Here is a 21,029-nt window from a genome sequence, read left to right on the forward strand (position 1 = left end):
TGGATGTTTTTTCATGACAACTGTTCCCCATATTTTTTCAATGTTTCTCCAACTGTACATTGTCTTATACAAAAGGAATGAGCATAATACTTACTATTTGTCTTTCGATTATGTTCTCGCAAAAAACATCCTTCACAATACGTTTCTAATAAGTCATTTACCTCTGTAATGAGTTGCTTTTTATCCACTCTTGCACCTCTCTATTCGGTTATTTCTTTATGACTATCAATCACTGTTCCTTCTAATGCTTGCGTAGCTAATTGATGTGCTTCTTTATTTTGTTTTCTTGATATAGGCTCACATACAAGTTTTAATTTCATTTGCTTCGCCTTTTGCTCAATTTGATCTAAATAATGATTTAAATGTTCATCATAACAAGGCCATTCTCCAGCCAATTGCTGCAGTACAACTTGAGAATCTCCGCGAAGCGTGACCGCTTCATACTTAATCCCTAATTCCTCGAGTATATTCATGCTATATAGTAATGATGCATATTCCGCTTCATTATTATCATATATGCCTTCTATATATGCATTACGGCGAATTCGGTAGTTTTTATTTCCTTTTTTATAGTACACACATATACCTACTCCAGCTTCTTTCGTCTGTACATCATAACCACCATCAAAATAAACGAGTATTTCTTGGGGTTCTTCCTCCACTTGTTTGCTCAGCTTCTTCATTTCCTTTAATGACCATTCTGCATCCATTTCATCATAAAATAATAATTCTTTCACTCTTCCTGTTTTCTCGAAATCCTCTGCAAATTGAAGTACTTCTTCTATGTTCATATAATCTGTCGTTAAGTCCGTCTGCAAACCGCGCTTTGTTTTATACAACCAATGAATTTTATATTTCATACTAGATTCCCCTTATATAAGACTTCTTATATGTAGCCAGCTAATGAAAGCCTCACTTTATTTTATTATATTTTATCAAGAGTCAAAGAATTATATTCAATATTATCACATGCAAAAAGAGCTATCCCTTTAGGAATAGCTCTTTCATCTATTACATAAATCTTTCAAATTGTACTCGTTTATTAATCCAGTACATTACAGGCATACCAATCGCCATAACAACAAATTCACCGATTGCACATGTTAACCAAGTCAACATAAATGGTAAATCAAATGCAAGATGAAGTTCAATTGCAATCATAAACATTGTAATTGTAAAAATAACTGTATTAAAAATCATACGAGCCCAAACACCTTTAATAAATCGCATAGAAATAATCGTTGCAACTAATGCAAGAATAGATTGCCCTACTCCAAATACTAAATCGTAAGCGATCATAGGTGAGAAAAAGAGATTCGTTAAAAATACACCTAATACAATTCCGTAAATTGCTTTCTTATTAAATACAACGAGATGATTAAACATCTCTGAAATACGAAACTGTACATTCGTAAAGCCAAATGGCTGAATAAGCATAGAAACAGCAATATATAATGCCGCTAAAATACCATTACCGACTAAAGTTCTAATATTCATGACAAAATCTCCTTAGTTTTTTTACGTGGGATGGTTTCGAACCACGTTATTCGTTTTTTTAGCAACAAGATTATATTTTACGCGGTAGCCCCCCTTTCGTCAATAGATTCCTACCATGAACTACCCTTTTTCTTTTAGACAACGTATAATGAAATATATGAAAGATTTAGGAGGTTTTACTTCATGACTGCAACAATTCAAAATGAAAAAGTGATCGTTACCATCTCTGACAAAGGTGCAGAATTACAAAGCGTTCGCTTAAAAGAAGACAATACAGAATACTTATGGCAAGGTGATGCTACTTATTGGGGACGCCGTGCACCAATTTTATTCCCAATCGTCGGCCGATTAGTAGATAATACATACTACGTAGATGGTAAACCTTATTCTTTAACACAACACGGCTTTGCTCGTGATCTTACATTCTCTGTAGAAGAACAAAGTGAAACGAAAATCACCTACATTGTAACTAGTAATGAAGAAACATTAAAAAAATACCCATACGAATTCAAATTACTCGTTTCTTATGAACTAGACGGACAAACCGTTCATGTAACATACGAAGTAAATAACCCTACTTCAAAAGAGATGTTCTTCTCAATCGGGGCGCATCCTGGTTTCAATTTCCCGTTATTAGAAGGCGAATCATTTACAGATTACCATCTATCATTTAATGGTTCTGAACGCTTAGAAACAAGTGTATTAGAAGGACCTTACCTTTCAAATAAAAAGCAATTAATCGCTGAAAGTACAAATGAATTACCACTTACTTATGATCTATTTAAAAATGATGCGCTTATTTTTGAAAATATGAATACGGATGAAATCTCTATTCGTTCTCATAAACATAATAAATTTGTAAAAGTAGAATTTGACGGATTCCCATTTGTCGGCGTATGGACACCAGGCGAGAATGCACCTTTCTTATGTATTGAACCTTGGTACGGAATTGCTGATGAAGTAAATCCAGCAAAAGATTTCAAGGAAAAAAAAGGAATTCAATCTTTACAAGCGAATGAAACATTTACATGTCGTTATAGTATTACAATCGGCTAAGTTACTCTATCCCCTACTTCAATGAAACATATAGGTAGGGGATCATCTTATCATTTGGAGGTTTCTCATTTTGATTGAAGTATATATTGATGGTGCATCAAAAGGAAATCCTGGTCCTTCTGGTGCAGGCGTATTTATTAAAGGGGTTCAACCCGCTGTACAATTATCATTCCCCCTTGGGACAATGTCCAATCATGAAGCGGAATACCACGCTTTACTTGCGGCATTAAAATATTGCACGGAGCATAATTATAACATTGTCTCTTTTCGTACAGATTCGCAACTTGTTGAGCGAGCTGTCGAAAAAGAATACGCAAAAAATAAAATGTTTGCACCACTATTAGAGGAAGCACTGCAGTACATAAAAAGTTTCGATCTCTTTTTTATTAAGTGGATTCCAAGTAGTCAAAATAAAGTTGCTGATGAATTAGCTAGAAAAGCTATCTTACAAAATTAACGGGGGTATGAGTGTGAAAAAAGATTGGATTGCTCCTCTTGCTTTATTATTTGTGTCTTTTATTTGGGGAGCTACATTTGTCGTCGTTCAAAATGCTATGTCTTTCGTTGGACCATTTACTTTTAATGGTATACGCTTTTTGTTCGCTGGAATCATTTTATTATTCGTTCAAATGATTTTCTCAAAAAAAACTTCAAAACAAGATATAAAACAGAGTAGCCTCGCTGGATTAACCGTTGGATTCTTTTTATGCGTTGGCTATGTATTACAAACATTCGGCTTACTTTATACAACTTCTTCAAAAGCTGGTTTCTTAACAGGGCTTAGTATCGTTATGGTACCAATCTTGTCTTTTATCTTTCTAAAACAAAAAGCTACTATTTTTATCGTAATTGGCATTGCTGTAGCAACAGCGGGTTTATATTTATTAACAGCAGGTGATTCTTTTCAATTAAACATTGGAGATATACTCGTTCTCGGTTGTGCAGTTGCTTTCGCTGCTCATATTCTCGTTAACGGCTTCTTCTCTAAAAAAATATCACCTTTATTGTTAAGCACATCGCAAGTATTAGCTGTCGGTATGTTTTCTTCTATTTGCGCCTTTTTGTTTGAAGATTGGGAAAAATTATTTTCAGTAGCACTATGGACGAATTCTTCCTTTTTATTTGCTCTATTTCTAACTTCCCTGTTCGCGACATCCATTGCTTTTTTCATTCAAACATCAGCACAAAAACATACGTCTCCAACGAGAGTAGCAATTATTTTCGCAATGGAGCCCGTGTTCGCTGCCTTAACAGGCGTTCTCGTTGCAAACGAACAACTTTCTATTTCCGCTATTATCGGATGCCTCTGTATTTTCCTAGGCATGGTTTTTGTTGAATTACCTTCTAAAACAAAAAAAGAAGCGCAGGCTGCGTGAAGTTACGATTGTAACTTCCGCATAAAAGCCTTAGCGCTTTTTTTATCTGTAATCTCTTCTTCTTTCAATCGTTCTAATAACGCAACAAAATAACTGCCATCAAACTGCAATTGATGTTTAATTGTCGCTTCTATTGCTGCGTTTACAATGCCATCAGATGCACCCGTATATCCTTGTCCGAACATAATAAACCCTTGCGCTTCCTCTGATAATTTAAATCCTTTCGTATGTAAGAATGAAAGATAATCTTCTACTGTTTGCATGTTATTCCCACCTACTCAAAAATTCTCCACTTCCTATCATACATGTTTTTATACGCCATGAGAATGAAATTTCTTTGACAACTTTGTAAATCAATCGTCTACTTCGCTTATAAATGGAGGATTTCTTTACAATATGAAGGAATATGTACCGTGGAACTTATTTCATATTAAAGGGGAGACACGATGAAACAAGCACTATTAATTATCGATGCACAGCAAGAATTAATGGATGGTAATGAACAAGAAAATGAAGTTTTTCGTAAAACTGAGCTATTAGCCACACTAAATACAGCCGTGCAGAAAGCAATAGATGCCAATGCCCTTATTGTTTTCGTAAGAGATATCGATGTTGCTTCTGGTAGCGGCGTAGGCTTTGAAGTACATAATAAAATCCAAGTACCTCAGTCTGCAATCCTTATTAATAAAGCAGCCACAAACGCATTCTATGGCACTTCTTTACTTGAACTTTTAAAAGAAGAAAAGATTAACCATATTGTTATCGGTGGATGTAAAACAGAGCATTGTATTGATACTGCTGTGAGGACTGCAACTGTACAAGGCTTTGATGTTACATTAATTAAAAACGGTCATTCCACAACTGATTCTGACGTATTGTCTGCAGAGCAAATTATTGGTCACCACAATAAAACTTTACATGGGCATTATAACGTTGATCATTTTTCTATGGTGAGAGATGTCGAGGAAGATCTCTTTCAGCCAACTCATGACCAATATCGTGATTAAATGAACTAAAAAAGAATCCTTACGTGAAAAGGATTCTTTTTTAGCCAAAAATTTGCGCTGCAATACTGTATAGTTCTCCATTTCTTTTCAATAATTGATCACTATTTTTCAACATAATGGGTGGTATATTCGCCCTTTTAAAACCAGCAATCTCTAACTCTTTCAGAAAATCGTCCTTTCCTTCTGTTACATCTATTCTTAATCTCCCATTATGGCCCCTTGCTAAATCATGTACAATTCTCATTGCCATCTCATCATTTTTAGCAACAACCGGTCCTATTATTTTATTTTCTGGTGTTTGTATGCTTAAACCGTAACCTAATACATTTTGTTCCTTGTCCTTTACAACGATACACTGTTCACTTTGCATAATTCTTTTCTTTAAAAACTCTTTTCTATTTGTTCCAAACGCATATTCATCTATTTTTATTATTTTTTCTAACTCACCCTCTTCATAATTCATCACATAATCTTCATTTCTTACACAATAATCATTCGCATTGTATGAGTTACATATGTATTTAGAAACATAACTTACTGCCCTAAATCCTAATTTTTCATATAAAGGTTTCCCTTCATCCGTAGCAATAAGCATAAATGGAGTTTGAGCTGATACGCTATTCATGCATGAATTTGTAATCATCTTTCCAATTCCTCTTCCCTTATAATCTGGATGTACAATTACCATTCCGATAGATGCCAACGCCTCCCCATATAATATTATTGCTGCGCTAGCAATAAGTTCCTTTCTCTCATTCCATACGCCGTATACAATACCTGAGTTAAAAATTGTTTCAACTTCTTCCCTGTTATAATCCCAACCAATATAAGATGATAATGCTACAATATCGCCTATTTGTTCTTCCCTAAGACGCTCCACGCTAAATTCCAATTCAATCATACTCCATCCCCTTATCTAGACATTTAAATCCATCTTCCCAATTCAACTTGTACATGTTACCCTTTATTTGTCACACACATATCCTATTTTGACCAAGACTATATTGTAAATGAGGTGACAACATGCCCATTACGAATCGATTTTCTACCACCACTAACGGCGCACTCGCTATTACAGGAAATACTTTAGGCTTAAGTAAAATTAGTAATCAAAACCGTGCTGGTACAATCGGGGCAATTGGTGCATTCGCAACTACGAATACTGCTTTACAAGTCCCTACTTTTCCTGCTGGTACAACGTTAAACTATACACAAAATAGTTCTACCGCTATTTTAAATATACCTGCTGGTAGTACGATTCTTTACGCAGAACTCGTTTGGGGTGGAAACTATTTATCTCGTGATCAAAACATTACAAGTGTTTTAGGAAACCCCGTTTCTTTTACAACACCTGTTTCAACATACTCGATTACCCCTTCATCCGTTACAGCTTCTAATCAAACATTCGTTTCTGGATCAGTCACATTTGGATTTTATACGCGTTCAGCAGATGTAACATCACTCATTCAAGCTGCAGGAAGCGGTTCTTATACGACTGGATCTGTCCCTGGACTTGTGGATCCTTTAGATGCTTCTAATGGGGCGATTAATTCAGCTGGATGGACGCTTATCGTTGCTTATCAGAACGGAACATTACCCGCAAGAAACTTAACGATTTATGTAGCAGGAAACCGTGTTTCTGCAGAAACTGGTAGTGCCGATGTATCTGTTTCAGGATTTTTAACACCTTCCGGAGGACCTGTAAGCGGGAGATTGTTTTTAAGTTCTACCGAAGGAGATGCTGATCTAACTGGGGATCAAGCTTTGTTTGGACCAAATTTCAGTTCATTAAATGCTTTATCTGGGCCAAATAATGCTGTAAATAATTTTTTCGGTTCTCAGGTCAATAATGCGGCTGGAAATTTAGATACAACCGGGACATTTGGAACACGAAATCAGAGTGCTTCTACAAGCACAAATATTTCCGCAGGTCGGCAAGGTTGGGACATTACTTCTATTGATATTTCTCCTTATTTAACAAACTCTCAAGTGTCCGCAGCAATCCGTTTAACAACTAACGGAGATGCATATATGTTAAATACAGTCGGATTACAAATTAATATAAACTCGCCTAACATACAAGCAACGAAAAGCGTAAATAAAAGTGTTGCGGCAATTGGAGACATTCTCACTTATACAGTTACTATCCCTAACACCGGACTACTTCCTGCTAATAACGTTACTTTTACAGACATACTCCCTAACGGTACTTCCTTTATACCTGGCACTGTAACAGTGGATAATGTCCCGCAAACAAATGCAAATCCGGCTGCTGGTATATCTCTTGGAACAATTAATAATAGTGCTTCTCGTACAGTAACTTTCCAAGCAACCGTCGTTTCTCTTCCAAGTCAAAACCCTATCTCTAACACCGCTACTATCACATTTCAATATACACCAATTGCTGGAGGAACGACTTTTAACGGTCTTGCAACAAGCAACTCTGCAGGAACACAAATTAACCTCGCAGATATGAATGGAACAAAATCAGTTAACAAAATCTTTACTGACATTGGTGAAACATTAACTTACAGTATCGCCTTAACTAATATAGGAAATATCACTGCAACGAACGTTATATATACGGATCCGATTCCTAGCGGGACTACTTTCGTTCCAGGAAGTGTAACTGTTAACGGAATTACGCAAGCTGGAGCGAATCCCGCTAATGGTATATCAATTGGGTCTATTGCTGCTAATTCTACAACTACTATTTCATTCCAAGTACTCGTTCCATCTATCCCCCAAACAAACCCCATATTAAATAGTGGAACAACAACATATCAATATACTCCTATACCAAATCAACCGGCAGTAAGCGGGACTGATACGACGAATATTGTCTCCACTCAAGTGAATAATGCTACTGTAACAATGACGAAAGTAGTAGATAAAAATTTTGCAGATATTGGTGATACACTAACGTACACCGTTTCCTTTACAGGTACAGGTAATACAAGTGCAAACAATGTTATTTTTACAGATGCCATTCCTACTGGAACAACTTTTGTTCTCAACAGTTTAACAATAGACGGAACGACACAAGTAGGCGCAAATCCCGCAAACGGTGTGAATATTGGATCGATCCCAACTGGTACAACAAAAAATGTTTCATTTCAAGTAGTAGTAAATACAATACCCGCGTCAAATGTCGTATCTAATGGATCAAACGCTTCTTATCAATACATCGTCAATCCTAGCCAATCACCCGTTACAAAAAATATTTCTTCTAATCTCGTTTCCACTCAAATTAATAATGCGAATGTAACAGTAACAAAATCAACAAATAAACAATTTGCTACAATCGGCGAAACAATTAGTTATACAATCCTTATCTCAAACAGTGGAAATACAGCTGCAACGAACGTACAACTAACAGATCCACTTCCAAATGGTACAATATTGACTCCAGGTACTGTAACACTAAACGGTGTTTTGCAAAATGTAAATTCTCTCGTTGCTTTTCCTATTGGCACAATTCCCAGCGGAGCTACTTTTACACTTTCTTTCCAAGTAACTGTCATCAATATTCCCGCCCAAAATCCTATCATTAATAATGGTTTCGCTTCTTATTTATACACTGTAAATCCTGGTCTGCCACCAACTTCAAAAACCGCAAATTCTAATTCTGTTACATCAACAATTAGATTAGCAAACCTTCAAGCTACTAAATCTGTAGATAAAACGTTTGCAGAAGTTGGAGATGTATTAACCTATACCTTAGCTCTTACAAACAACGGAAATGTTACGGCAAACAATGTATTACTATCCGATTCAATAGCGAACGGTACTTCCTTTGTACCGAACAGTGTTATAGTTAACGGTACTACTCAGCCGGGCGCAACACCAGCTAGCATCAATATCGGTAACATCAATGCTAATACTACACTTACAGCTTCATTCCAAGTAGTAATCACTAGCATTCCAAACCCAAACCCGATTTCAAATAGCGCCTCCATCTCTTATAACTTTATTGTTGATCCAAATGCTTCACCTGTAAGTAAAAACACAACTTCAACTACTACATTTACGCAAGTAAACGATGCAAATGTCATTTCAGCCAAAACAGTGGATAAAGGGTTCGCTACTGTAGGGGATGTATTAACTTATACCGTCGTTTTAACGAATGCAGGAAGTGTTTCTGCTGATAGTCCTACTTTCGTAGATACAAATCCAAACGGTACTACCTTTATCCAAAACACTTTCCTTATTAATGGTGTACTCCAAAATAACGCCGATCCAAATGTCGGTGTTCCGTTACCTTCCATTCCTGCTAACGGCTCACTTACCGTCTCTTATCAAGTAACTGTCACCTCTTTACCAACACAAAACCCAACAATAAATTCATCTAGTACACAATATAGCTTTATTCTAAATCCGGGCGATCCACCAACTATAGAAACATCTTTAAGTAATACTGTAAGTACACAAATTAATTTAGCAAATGTAGTTATTGTTAAACAGGTAGATTTAACTATTGCTGATGTTGGGCAACCAATCACATATACCATTTCCCTAGCTAACCCAGGAAATACTCCAGCGAATAATGTAGTTGTTACCGATATACTCCCTTCTGGCACAACTCTCGTACCAAATAGTACTTTTATAGGCGGTGCTTTACAGCTAGGTGCAGACCCAAGTACCGGTCTTCAAGTTGGGACAATTCCTGCTGGCGGATTTACAACGATTGTTTTTCAAATAAGCGCAAGTAGTTTGCCTACACAAAATCCAATTCAAAACAGTGCTGCACTGCAATATAACTTTATTGCTGATCCAAATTTACCTGCTGTTGTGAGAAATGCTACTAGCAATATAGTAACGACTCAAATTAACACCGCTAATATTGTTGCTACGAAACTAACAAGTACAAATTTCGCTGATGTTGGCAATGTCATAACTTATGCAACGATTTTAACGAATAATGGAAATATCCCTGCCTCCAATGTAACGTTTTCAGATATCATTCCAGCCGGTACCCTCTTCCTTCCTAACACTGTAACAATTAACGGTGTCCCCCTAGCTAATACAAACCCTGCTAATGGCATTTTAATTGGTACAATAGGAGCGAATTCATCACGTACTGTTTCATTCCAAGTTTCTGTACCAACTATTCCTAGTCCAAATCCGATTACGAATCAATCGAGCACTACATTCCAATACACGTACGACGCATCCAAACCAGTTGTAACGCAGATGGTGGCGTCTAACACCGTACAGACGACTATTAATAATGCTACAATTGCCGCTGTAAAATCGGCAGATAAACAGTTTGCTAACGTAAATGATATGATTACGTACACAACTACTTTAACGAATAACGGGAACACACTTGCATCAAATGTAATTTTTACAGATGTAATTCCAAACGGAACATCATTTATTCCTAATAGTGTAACAGTAAATGGGAATACACTCCCTAATACAAATCCAGCAAGTGGGATTGCAATTGATCCAATAAACCCTAATACAAGTGCAACAATCTCATTTCAAGTAATAGTAAATTCCATTCCTAGTCCAAATCCAATCCCGAACCAAAGCAATACAGCGTACCAATATGTCATAGATCCCAACTTACCTCCAGCATCTTCCAATGCGTTAAGTAACGTAATAACAACTCAAATTAATAATGCTACAATTGTCGCTACGAAGTCAGTAAATACACCGACAGCTGCAATTGGGGATATCGTTACTTATACGATTGCAGTTACGAACACAGGAAATATTCCTGCTAGTGCTACAGTTTTAACAGATGGACTTGGTGCCGGCGCGTCCTTTATCCAAAATTCAGTAACTATCAATAATGTTCCTCAGCCAGGGTTAGATCCATCACTTGGTATTCACTTGGCAGATATTCCGCCGGGAGATACTGTATTGATTACTTTTCAAGCCCAAATTTTAGCTATACCACCTAGTGGCACATTAACAAATAATGCTCTTGTAAATTATGAGTATACCGTGAACCCAAACCAATCACCTGCTGTTGGTAGCACAATTACGAATACGACGGTTACTCCAATTATTGATGCTACTTTAGTTTTAAATAAAAATGCGAGTACAACTTTCGCTACAATTGGTGATACGATTACATTCACTTCATCTGTTACAAACACAGGAAATACTACTGCAAACAACATTGTTTTTACAGACACAATTCCAAACGGTACTACATTTATCCCAAATAGCTTTAAGATAGATGGTGTAACCGTTCCGAATGCAAATCCACAAAACGGTATCAATATCGGTAACTTGAATGCAAATGCATCAATTACACTCAGTTTTCAGGTAAACATTACAACGATTCCAAATCCTAATCCAATGCCTAACAAATCATCACTTCAATATAGCTTTATTGTAGATATAAATGAACCGCCTGTTTCACGAACAGTTCAATCCAATAAAACTTTTACACAAGTAAATACTGCTTCCGTTATCGCAACAAAAACTGCAAGCAGCGCATTTGCTGCTGTTGGAGATACAATTACGTATACGACTATCCTCACTAATAGCGGAAATACTACCGCAAACACACCTGTTTTTATCGATATATTACCACCCGAACTTTCATTCGTTCCTGATAGTGTACAAATTAACTCCAGCCCACAACTTGGATTTAGACCAGATAGCGGAATCTCTTTAGACGCAATTCCAGTTGGAGGAACGATAACAATTAGCTTTCAAGCTATCGTTGGCTCAATACCAGCTACAAATCCAACATTGAACCAATCTAGCACAACATACTCTATCATTGTTGATCCTAACCAGCCGCCGGTAACAGAAACAGCTACAAGTAATCCAACTTTAGTGCAAATTAACGAAGCGATTATTCAAGCAACGAAAAGTGTGGATCGACTATTCTCTGACGTCGCACCTGGAAATTCCTTTTTAACGTATACTGTTTTATTAGAAAATATAGGGAATGCAACTGCTACGAATATCATTTTTACAGATCCGATTCCAAACAATACAGTATTTATAGAAGATAGTGTTCGAGTAGGTGGGGTTTTATTGCCTGGGGTAAATCCAGCGAACGGGATACCAATTGGGGATATTATTGCAAGAGATTTTATAAACGTTACCTTCCGTGTGCAAGTAGTTAGCATTCCAAATCCAATTTTCACAATTGGACCTGGGGGGCCAAATTCACCGGTTGTAAACGGTGCTTCTATTGATTATCAATTTATGACAGGACCTAATTTACCACTTGTTTCACGAAATACGACATCCAATTCTGTTTCAGCACAAATAAATTCTGGGGAAATCGCACTTGTTAAATCTGTAGATAAAACTTTCGCAACGATTGGCGATACAATTTCTTATACAATTACATTAAGTAACCCTGGAAATGTCACTTCACAAAATATAATTTTCACCGATATTTTGCCTGATGGAACAACATTTATATCTGGTACTCTTGTAAATGATTCTGGTACGCAGCAAATCGGAAATCCAGCTAATGGCATACAAATTGGAAATATAAACCCAAGCGGAATGGCCGTTATTACTATTAATGCACTTGTTATAAACATTCCAAGTATAAATCCAATCTCTAATTCTAGTTCTGTACAATTTCAGCATATTGTTAATCCAAGTCAACCAGTTATCACTCAAACCGCTTCATCTAATACCGTTACTACGACAATAAATAGCGCCATATTAACTACTACAAAAAGCGCTGATAAATCCATTATTTCTGTCGGTGATACGATTACGTATACAACCACGATTACAAATACAGGAAATTCGACAGCAAAAAACATAACATTTACAAGCGCTATTCCAGCTAACACTACATTTATACCAAATTCAATCACAATCAATGGTGTTCAGCAACTTGGTGCACAGCCAGCTCTTGGAGTAAATATACCAAATATCGCTCCTGGTGAAACAGTAACCGTTACTTTCCAAGCAAATGTTCTTTCTGTTCCCTCCTCAAGTTCAATTATGGGTAATGACACAATTTTATATTCTTATACTGTCGATCCAAACGGAACTCCTGTTACAACTTCTACTTCAACGAATATCGTTACAAACCCTGTACTAGATGCTATGATAACGATGGTGAAATCTGTAGATCAAACACTTGTAACACTAGGTGATACCATTACCTATACGACACTTTTGACAAATACCGGGAATACAAACGCTACGAATATTACGTTCACTGACCTTATTCCAGACGGCACATCATTCGTTTCTGGTAGTGTCACAATAAATGGCCTCACACAACTTGGCCTTAATCCTAATACAGGTAAATTGGATCAATTGCTCCTAACAGCTCAATATCTATAGCATTTCAAGTTACCGCTACTTCTACACCACCCCAAAATCCTATTGCCAATTCCGCTACTGCTTCTTACACATTTATCGCTGATCCAAATGCACCAATTGTTTCAAGAAATGTTACTTCAAACACAACATTTACTACAATTAATACAGCTACCATTCTTTCATCTAAACAAGTTGATAAAGCATTTAGCCATATCGGAGATACACTCACTTACACTGTCACTTTAACAAACAATGGAAACTCATCCGCACAAAATGTTATTTTCTCAGATACAATACCGAGCGGAACTACATTTATTACAAGCACATTTTCTATTAATGGAATTCCCCAAATTGGTGCGGATCCATCCAATGGTGTAAATGTCGGGACTATAACAGCTGGGAATACAATAACAGTTTCATTCCAAGTTACTGTAACATCATTACCAACCGAAAACCCAATTGTAAATTTCTCATCAACATCATATCAATTAGTCTCACCACCTGATCCAGAAACTTCAATTAGTAATCCTGTTTCCACACAAATTAAAGAAGCTATATTATCTATGACTAAAAACGAAAATATATCCTTTGCAGATATTGGGCAAACTGCTTTTTATACTACTTCTATTTCGAATATAGGAAATACGGATGCGACTAGTATTGTATTCACGGATGTATTACCGAGTGGACTCACATTTGTTCCTAATACATTAACCGTTGATGGTGTTTTACAACCTGACGCGAATCTGAATACTGGTGTATCGCTTGCAACACTTCCACCAAATGAAATATATAGTATCGTCTTTCAAGTTACAGTGAACAGCATTCCCCCTATTAATCCAGCACCGAATACAGCGTCAACGACATATGAGTTTATTGTTGATCCTGTTAACCCTCCAGTATCGAGTTCAGCTACTTCCAACACGACGCTTCTTCAAATAAACAACGCAAATATTATAAGTACAAAAACAGCAGATCTTACCTTTGCGGATGTTGGTAATACAATAACATTTACACTTAACCTCCCTAATACCGGGAATGTGGCTGCAACTGATGTTACCGTTATCGATATACTTGATAGCAATTTAAGTTTCGTTTCAAATAGTTTCACAGTTAATGGGCAAACCATTCCAAATGCTGATTTATCTACTGGTGTAAATATCGGTTCCATTAACGGTGGTGATGCGGCAATTGTCACATTCCAAGCAACTGTTACTACACTTCCAACACTGAATCCTATTTCTAATTCTACTTCTATCACATATCATTATGTCGTTAATCCTAGCCAATCACCTATTACAACTTCTAATCAATCTAATACAACGACTACACAAATTAATAGCGCTATCCTTACTGCACAGAAAAATTCAAATGTGTCAACAGTAAATATTGGGCAAGATATTATCTACTCCGTTACCATTACAAATAGCGGAAATGTTAGTGCATCAAATGTTATTTTCACCGACCTTATTCCAGATGGAACTTCCTTTGAACCGAATAGTTTTACACTTAACGGAACTAGCATCCCAAATGCAGATATCGTTACAGGGGTTCCAATTGGTGATATCGCGCCAAACCAGTCTGTCATCGTAGCATTTCATATTAATACCAATGAAATTCCACCTATAAATCCAATTACGAATCAAGCTAGCGTTAACTTCCAGCATATCGTTAACCCTGCTAATCCACCAGTTTCAAAAAGTATTGCTTCTACTACTATTTCAACAAAAATCGAAAGCGCAATTTTAAACACAATTAAAATTGGAGATAAAGCTTTTGCGACGATTGGTGATACGATTACGTATACAACTACGATTATGAATACAGGAAATATTCCAGCTAACAACGTTGTTTTCTCAGACCCTTTACCTTCATGGGCACAATTTGTTGCAGGATCAGTTGTTGTTGACGGTACTTCATTACCATCCGCTTCTATCATTAACGGTGTTGGCATAAATACAGTCAATCCAAATCAAACTGTAACAATCATATTCCAAGTTCAAATTGTAAGCAATCCAACAACATTCACTCCTGAACTCCAAAACTTAGCATTTGTGAACTTCCAATATAACGTAGGCAATGCATTACAGGCTCAGCCTGGCAACGTGGAAACGAACGTCTTTGTTACTTCTATTAATACAGCAATACTTTCAGCTATAAAAACTGCTAGTACAGCCTTTGCAAATATTGGCGACACGATCACTTATACAGTTTTAATTCAAAATAGCGGCAATACGAACGCTACGAATGTAAATTTCTCAGACCTCATTCCAGAAGGAACTACCTTTATTGAAAATAGTTTTGCTGTAAATGGAAGTACCATTCCAGATGCAAATCCAAATAACGGAGTTAACATCGGAACCGTTAGTACGAACAGTTCCTTAATCGTTACTTTCCAAGTCATAGTTACATCTACTCCACCTTCCAACCCAATTACAAACGTTGCATCTATTCAATACGAATTCATCGTTGATCCGGCATCTCCTCCTGTTACCGGCACAATAACTTCTAATAGCGCTTCTACACAAATTAATAACGCTACTGTTACAACGCTTTTAGAAGCAGATCGAACAATCGTATCTATTGGAGATATAATTACGTACACTGCAACATTAACAAACACTGGAAACTTCCCTGCAAACTCTGTATTACTCATTAACGGAGTTCCTGAAGGAGCATTATTTATTCCAAATAGTGTTACACTCAACGGGATTTCACTTCCCGATGCAAGTCCAACTCTTGGCATTCCCATTGGTATTGTCGCACCAGGTAATTCTGCTACTATTACGTTCCAATTTCGTGCAAGCTCTATTCCACCGCAAGGAGCAATTATAAATCAAGCACTTACAAGTTACACGTATACTGTCGATCCGAGTCAACCTCCAGTTACAGCAACCTCCTCATCTAATACGGTTAGTACAGCCGTCGTTGATGCATCGTTATCCGTAATTAAAAATACAGATTCTCTCGTACAATCTACTAACGGTACAATCACTTACACTGTCGTCATTCAAAACAACGGGAATACAACTGCAAATACGGTTACTTTAACAGATTTGGTCCCAGAAGGAACTGCATTGATTCCAAATAGCGTGATCATTAATAGTATCTCAATTCCAGGTGCCGATCCAAACGTAGGAATACCAATAAACTCCATTGCGCCGTCAGAAATCGTCACCGTCACATTCCAAGTTATCGTTCAATCTATTCCAACCGCGAATCCAATTTCTAATATAGCCCGTATTGACTATACTTTTATCGCCGATCCAAACGCTCCTATCATCTCTCGAACAATTGCGTCTAATCCAGCTTTCACACAAATTTCGGATGCGAATGTCCTTTCTTTAAAAGCAGTTAATGCACAACAAGCAACAACAGGTGACATTTTGACCTATACGATAACACTAGAGAATACCGGAAATATTCCAGCTACAAATCTCATATTTTCAGATACTATTTCAGAAGGGACTACATTCATAGAAAATAGTTTTACACTTAACGGAACAGCTATACTTGGTGCAAATCCAAACGCAGGGGTTACTTTACCTAACCTAGCAGCAAACGCTACTCACCTTATTTCGTTCCAAGTTCTTATTAACGATCCATTCTCGCAACAATCGATTACAAATCAATCTAATACAACATATACAATTCAACCAGATCCAGAGCAACCGCCTATTACGGAAACATCTACTAGTAATATCGTCATTACAAATTTCGTGCAAGCACAATTGACAATTACAAAAACATCCAATCCAACAACTGTAGATATTGGCGGAACGATCCTTTATATTTCTGAAGTGAAAAATCTCGGCAATGTTGACGCAATAAATATTATTTTTACAGATTCTATTCCAGCTGGGACTACATTCGTTACCGACAGCGTCACAATTAACGGTGTACTTCAGCCAGGTGTAAACCCTGAAAACGGAATAGCAATTGGAACGATTCAAGCTAACAGTTCCAAAACAATACTATTTCAAGTACAAACAAATAATCCACCTACTGAAACCGAAATTGTAAATCAATCTTCAGCAACGTACCAATATGTAAGTATTCCTGCAGCTCCCCCAGTGAATCGTTCTGTAACTTCTAATATCGTTACAACATCGCTTCAAAATGCAAATATTATTTCTGTTAAACAGGCGAACGTTACTTTCGTATCTATCGGGCAAAATATTACCTACACAAATACACTACAAAATATCGGAACTGTTCCGGCTAACAATACAGTGTTCATTGACAATATTCCAGAAGGTACGATATTTATTAAAGATAGCTTATCAATAAATAATGTGATTCAGCCTGGTGCGAATCCTGAAATTGGCATAACGCTTGACACGATACAACCAAATGAAACAGTCACTATTTCATTCCAAGTACAACTTACAAGTATACCTCCTGACAACATAGTCATTAACATTTCAGACACTTCGTATGAATATCAAATTGAGCCTAGTTCCCCTATTATTCAGCGTAGATCGTTATCAAATGCAGTAAATACTGAAGTCCGTACAGCAAATGTTATTGCAATTAAATCCGCTAACAGATCTATTACACGCATCGGTCAAATCATCACATATACAGTCGCGATTACAAACACTGGTACAGTACCTATTACAAATACTCTCCTAATTGACGCAATTGCTGCTGGCACTACATTCGTTCCAAATAGCATTCTTGTAGATGGCATACCAAGACCTAACGAAAATCCAATTACCGGTATCACCCTTAATATTATCCTTCCAAACAATACAATTATCGTTACATTCCAAGTAAATGTAGTCTCTATACCTTCTCAAAATAACATGAATAATATCGCCGTCATCCACTATGAGTATGAGCCAGATCCAAGCTTACCACCAATTTCAGAAACGGCATTTTCCAATACTACCAATATACAATTTATTGATGTAATTCTTACCGCTACAAAATCCGCTAATACAGTATTAGCTAATATCGATGAAACCGTTGCATATACAGTCTTTATTCAAAATAACGGATCCACTACAACTAACTCCATCTTTTTTACAGATACGATAGAAGATGGAACAGTATTTATTCCGGGAAGTGTAATAGTTAACAATACTGTGCTTCCTGCAGCAGATCCGAATATCGGCTTTTCCATTCCTAATATCGCATCAGGTCAAATGGCTACAATAACCTTCCAAGTTTCCGTTACGAATTTACCTGATGTAAATCCAACACCTAATACTGCAAACATCATCTACGACTTTGTTTTCACCCCTGATTTTGCACCAATTCAAAAATCGACTACTTCCAACACTACTTTTGTTCAAATTAATGATGCTGATATCGTTTCACTTAAAACTGTTGATTTAACTTCTGTAGCGATTGGTGACATTTTAACTTATACAACAACTTTAACGAATACAGGGAATACAGATGCCACTGCGGTTGTATTTACAGACAACATTCCTGGTGGAACTACCTTTATTGACGGTAGCGTTTTAATAAATAATATTCCGCAACTTAACGCCAATCCAAGTACCGGTATACTTGTAGGAACGATTGCTCCTAACATTTCTATCTCAGTCACATTTTCTGTTACCGTCATAGCTCTTCCAGCTACCGGCCATGTTCAAAATCAATCAACTTCTCGTTATACAATTAACGTGGAAGAACAAATATCGACTAGCAATATTACCTTCACTGAAGTTATTTCCGCTAATGTAATTGCGACAAAAACAACACCTATCCAATATGCTGACTTACAAACTATCATCCCTTATACAATTTCCATCATAAATAACGGAAATATACAAGTCGAAAACATTATTGCTACAGATATTATCCCGGCAGATACGAGCTTTATAGAGAATAGTGTTATCGTGAACGGCAACGCTCGGCCAAATGACAACCCTCTTCACGGTATACAAATTGATACCATTCCACCTAATACGACAGCAACTATTCTATTCCAAGTACGTGTTACTTCGATCCCACAAACAAATCCAATTTCTAACACGAGTACAATTGAATTTCAATACACGTTACCAGATCGACCACCTATTACAGAAACTATTATTTCATCAGCTGCCGTAACAGAAATTAATCACGCGACTTTAAATAGTAATAAAGCTGTTGACCTGGCATTTGCAACGGTTGGTGATACGTTAACGTATACGATTACACTCAATCAAACTGGTAATGTTGCAGCAAATGATGTAGTCATTCAAGATATGATTCCTCAAGGTACTACGTTTATAGAAAATAGCGTTATTGTAAACGGAAAAACGCTTCCGGGAGTTAATCCAGTAAGCGGTATACCAATTGACACTATAATTGTTGGTGGAGATGCTATCGCTTCATTCCAAGTTTCTGTGACTTCTATCCCAACACCAAATGAACTCAACAACAATGCAATTACTACCTTTAACTATACCGTCAATCCAAATAACGCACCTGTTACAAATACAACCACAACAAATACTGTCACAACGACTGTCCAAAATGATAATGTCATTGCCATAAAAGCTGTTGATTTCACGAGTGCCTTACCTGATCAAACTTTAACGTACACCATTACTATTACTAATAGTGGTAATATCACTATTGAAGATCTTCTTTTAGTAGACACAGCACCAGTAGATACGACATTCGTTATTGGTAGTGTTACAATTAACGGAATCAATCAACCTAATACGAATCCTGAAAATGGTATTACGTTAGGAACTCTTGCTCCTAGTGAATCTGTTATTATTACGTTCCAAATAACAATATCTTCTTCTACTCTTCAACCTACAATTAATAATGATGCTTCTGTTTCCTATACCGTTATCATCGATCCAACAAAACCACCTATTACAATTACAAAACAAACAAATACCGTTACAACGACAGTCATTGATCCGATGGTTCGTATTGAAAAAACAGCTGACAAATCTATTGTCGTTATTGGAGATATAATTACATTCACATTAGCGGTATTTAATCACTCCCCAATTCCGACAATCAATACTTCTGTTATAGACACTATTCCGGCTGGTACAACATTTATAGAAAATAGCGTAACAATTAACGGTACTCCGGTACCAACTGTCCGTCCAGACACTGGTATGAATATCGGCGCTTTACCTGCAGGCTCAGTAGCAACGATAACATTTCAAGTGCTCGTAACTTCCATTCCTTCAAACAGTACAATTATAAATTCTGCAACAGTTACAGCCGCTTTCCAATTGACACCACAGGATCCGATTATTACTTTCGTTGTTAATTCGAATATTGTTCGTATACCAGTTCAATTTGTAACTGCGACAGTCACGAAAAACGCTTCCGTCAGCTCTGCTTATTTAAATCAATATTTTGATTACACGGTGCGTATTACGAATACTTCGGAGATTTCACTCTTAAATATTTCTTTACAGGATACTATTCCAGCAGGTTTACAATTTATAAACGGCACTGTCTCCATTAACGGTGAACACTCTCCACTAGCGAATCCGAATATCGGTTTCCTAGTCGCTACTAATTTGGAACCAAACGAAACAATTATCGTGTTATTCACAGTACAAGTAATAAGTCCACCTGTTACTAATGAATTTAAAAATACGACTACTATTTCGTTACAACTTCAAGTCTCGCCTACGGACCCACCAATTACAGTATCTGTTATAAGTAACGAAAACATCGTCACCTTTGTTCCAGAAAATCCAGATGAAACACTTCCAAATTTGAATTGCTTCTTTGACGGTGAACGCTTCATACGGATTACTCCTCGAAATGTACGAAATTACTTTTGGGCTTGGATTTGGTGGAAGTAATACAAAAGAAAAAGCTTGTAGTTTGGATAGTCTCTAAACTA

At 36.8% G+C, this 21,029-nt stretch carries 9 protein-coding genes, 1 pseudogene and 1 riboswitch; of the genes and pseudogenes, 5 read left to right on the forward strand and 5 right to left on the reverse strand.

Annotation, left to right across the window (positions count from 1 at the left end):
* Positions 1-11: 11 nt before the first annotated feature.
* The 3 genes from LMD38_RS18395 to LMD38_RS18405 form a co-directional block, all read right to left on the reverse strand.
* Positions 12-188, reverse strand: a complete 177-nt coding sequence (locus LMD38_RS18395; RefSeq protein WP_000358801.1) for a zinc-finger domain-containing protein — start codon at positions 186-188, stop codon at positions 12-14.
* 12 nt (positions 189-200) lie between these two features.
* Positions 201-860: a ribonuclease H family protein gene (locus tag LMD38_RS18400; protein ID WP_074615161.1), complete on the reverse strand. Its 660-nt coding sequence runs from the start codon at positions 858-860 to the stop codon at positions 201-203.
* Positions 861-1,011: 151 nt separating this feature from the next.
* Complete coding sequence (locus tag LMD38_RS18405) at positions 1,012-1,497, reverse strand: QueT transporter family protein (RefSeq protein WP_001026467.1); 486 nt, start codon at positions 1,495-1,497, stop codon at positions 1,012-1,014.
* Positions 1,498-1,503: 6 nt separating this feature from the next.
* Positions 1,504-1,548: riboswitch (PreQ1 riboswitch) on the reverse strand.
* A 132-nt stretch (positions 1,549-1,680) separates the two neighbouring features.
* Here LMD38_RS18405 and LMD38_RS18410 point away from each other — a divergent pair.
* From LMD38_RS18410 to LMD38_RS18420, 3 genes are all read left to right on the forward strand, one after another.
* Entirely contained in the window at positions 1,681-2,553 is an 873-nt protein-coding gene (locus tag LMD38_RS18410; RefSeq protein WP_227585692.1) for an aldose 1-epimerase family protein, read from the forward strand.
* A 70-nt stretch (positions 2,554-2,623) separates the two neighbouring features.
* Entirely contained in the window at positions 2,624-3,010 is a 387-nt protein-coding gene (locus LMD38_RS18415) for a reverse transcriptase-like protein (RefSeq protein WP_000573869.1), read from the forward strand.
* A 13-nt stretch (positions 3,011-3,023) separates the two neighbouring features.
* A complete protein-coding gene (locus tag LMD38_RS18420) occupies positions 3,024-3,929 on the forward strand; it encodes a DMT family transporter (protein ID WP_000711157.1) in 906 nt (301 codons plus the stop codon).
* A gap of 2 nt (positions 3,930-3,931) precedes the next feature.
* Here the strand turns inward: LMD38_RS18420 and LMD38_RS18425 are convergent, their stop codons facing one another.
* The gene (locus tag LMD38_RS18425) at positions 3,932-4,192 is read right to left on the reverse strand and encodes a DUF6123 family protein (protein ID WP_098667215.1); all 261 of its coding nucleotides are present in this window, start codon (positions 4,190-4,192) and stop codon (positions 3,932-3,934) included.
* Between the two features lie 183 nt (positions 4,193-4,375).
* Here LMD38_RS18425 and LMD38_RS18430 point away from each other — a divergent pair, with 183 nt between their 5' ends.
* A complete protein-coding gene (locus LMD38_RS18430; RefSeq protein ID WP_228919892.1) occupies positions 4,376-4,936 on the forward strand; it encodes a cysteine hydrolase family protein in 561 nt (186 codons plus the stop codon).
* 40 nt (positions 4,937-4,976) lie between these two features.
* Here LMD38_RS18430 and LMD38_RS18435 read toward each other — a convergent pair whose 3' ends face one another.
* Positions 4,977-5,837: a GNAT family N-acetyltransferase gene (locus tag LMD38_RS18435; RefSeq protein ID WP_228919894.1), complete on the reverse strand. Its 861-nt coding sequence runs from the start codon at positions 5,835-5,837 to the stop codon at positions 4,977-4,979.
* Between the two features lie 122 nt (positions 5,838-5,959).
* On the opposite strand from LMD38_RS18435, the pseudogene LMD38_RS18440 reads away from it, so the two are divergent.
* Positions 5,960-20,988, forward strand: a pseudogene (locus LMD38_RS18440) (DUF7507 domain-containing protein).
* Positions 20,989-21,029: the final 41 nt, after the last annotated feature.

The organism is Bacillus pacificus, from assembly GCF_020861345.1.
Lineage (GTDB): Bacteria > Bacillota > Bacilli > Bacillales > Bacillaceae_G > Bacillus_A > Bacillus_A pacificus.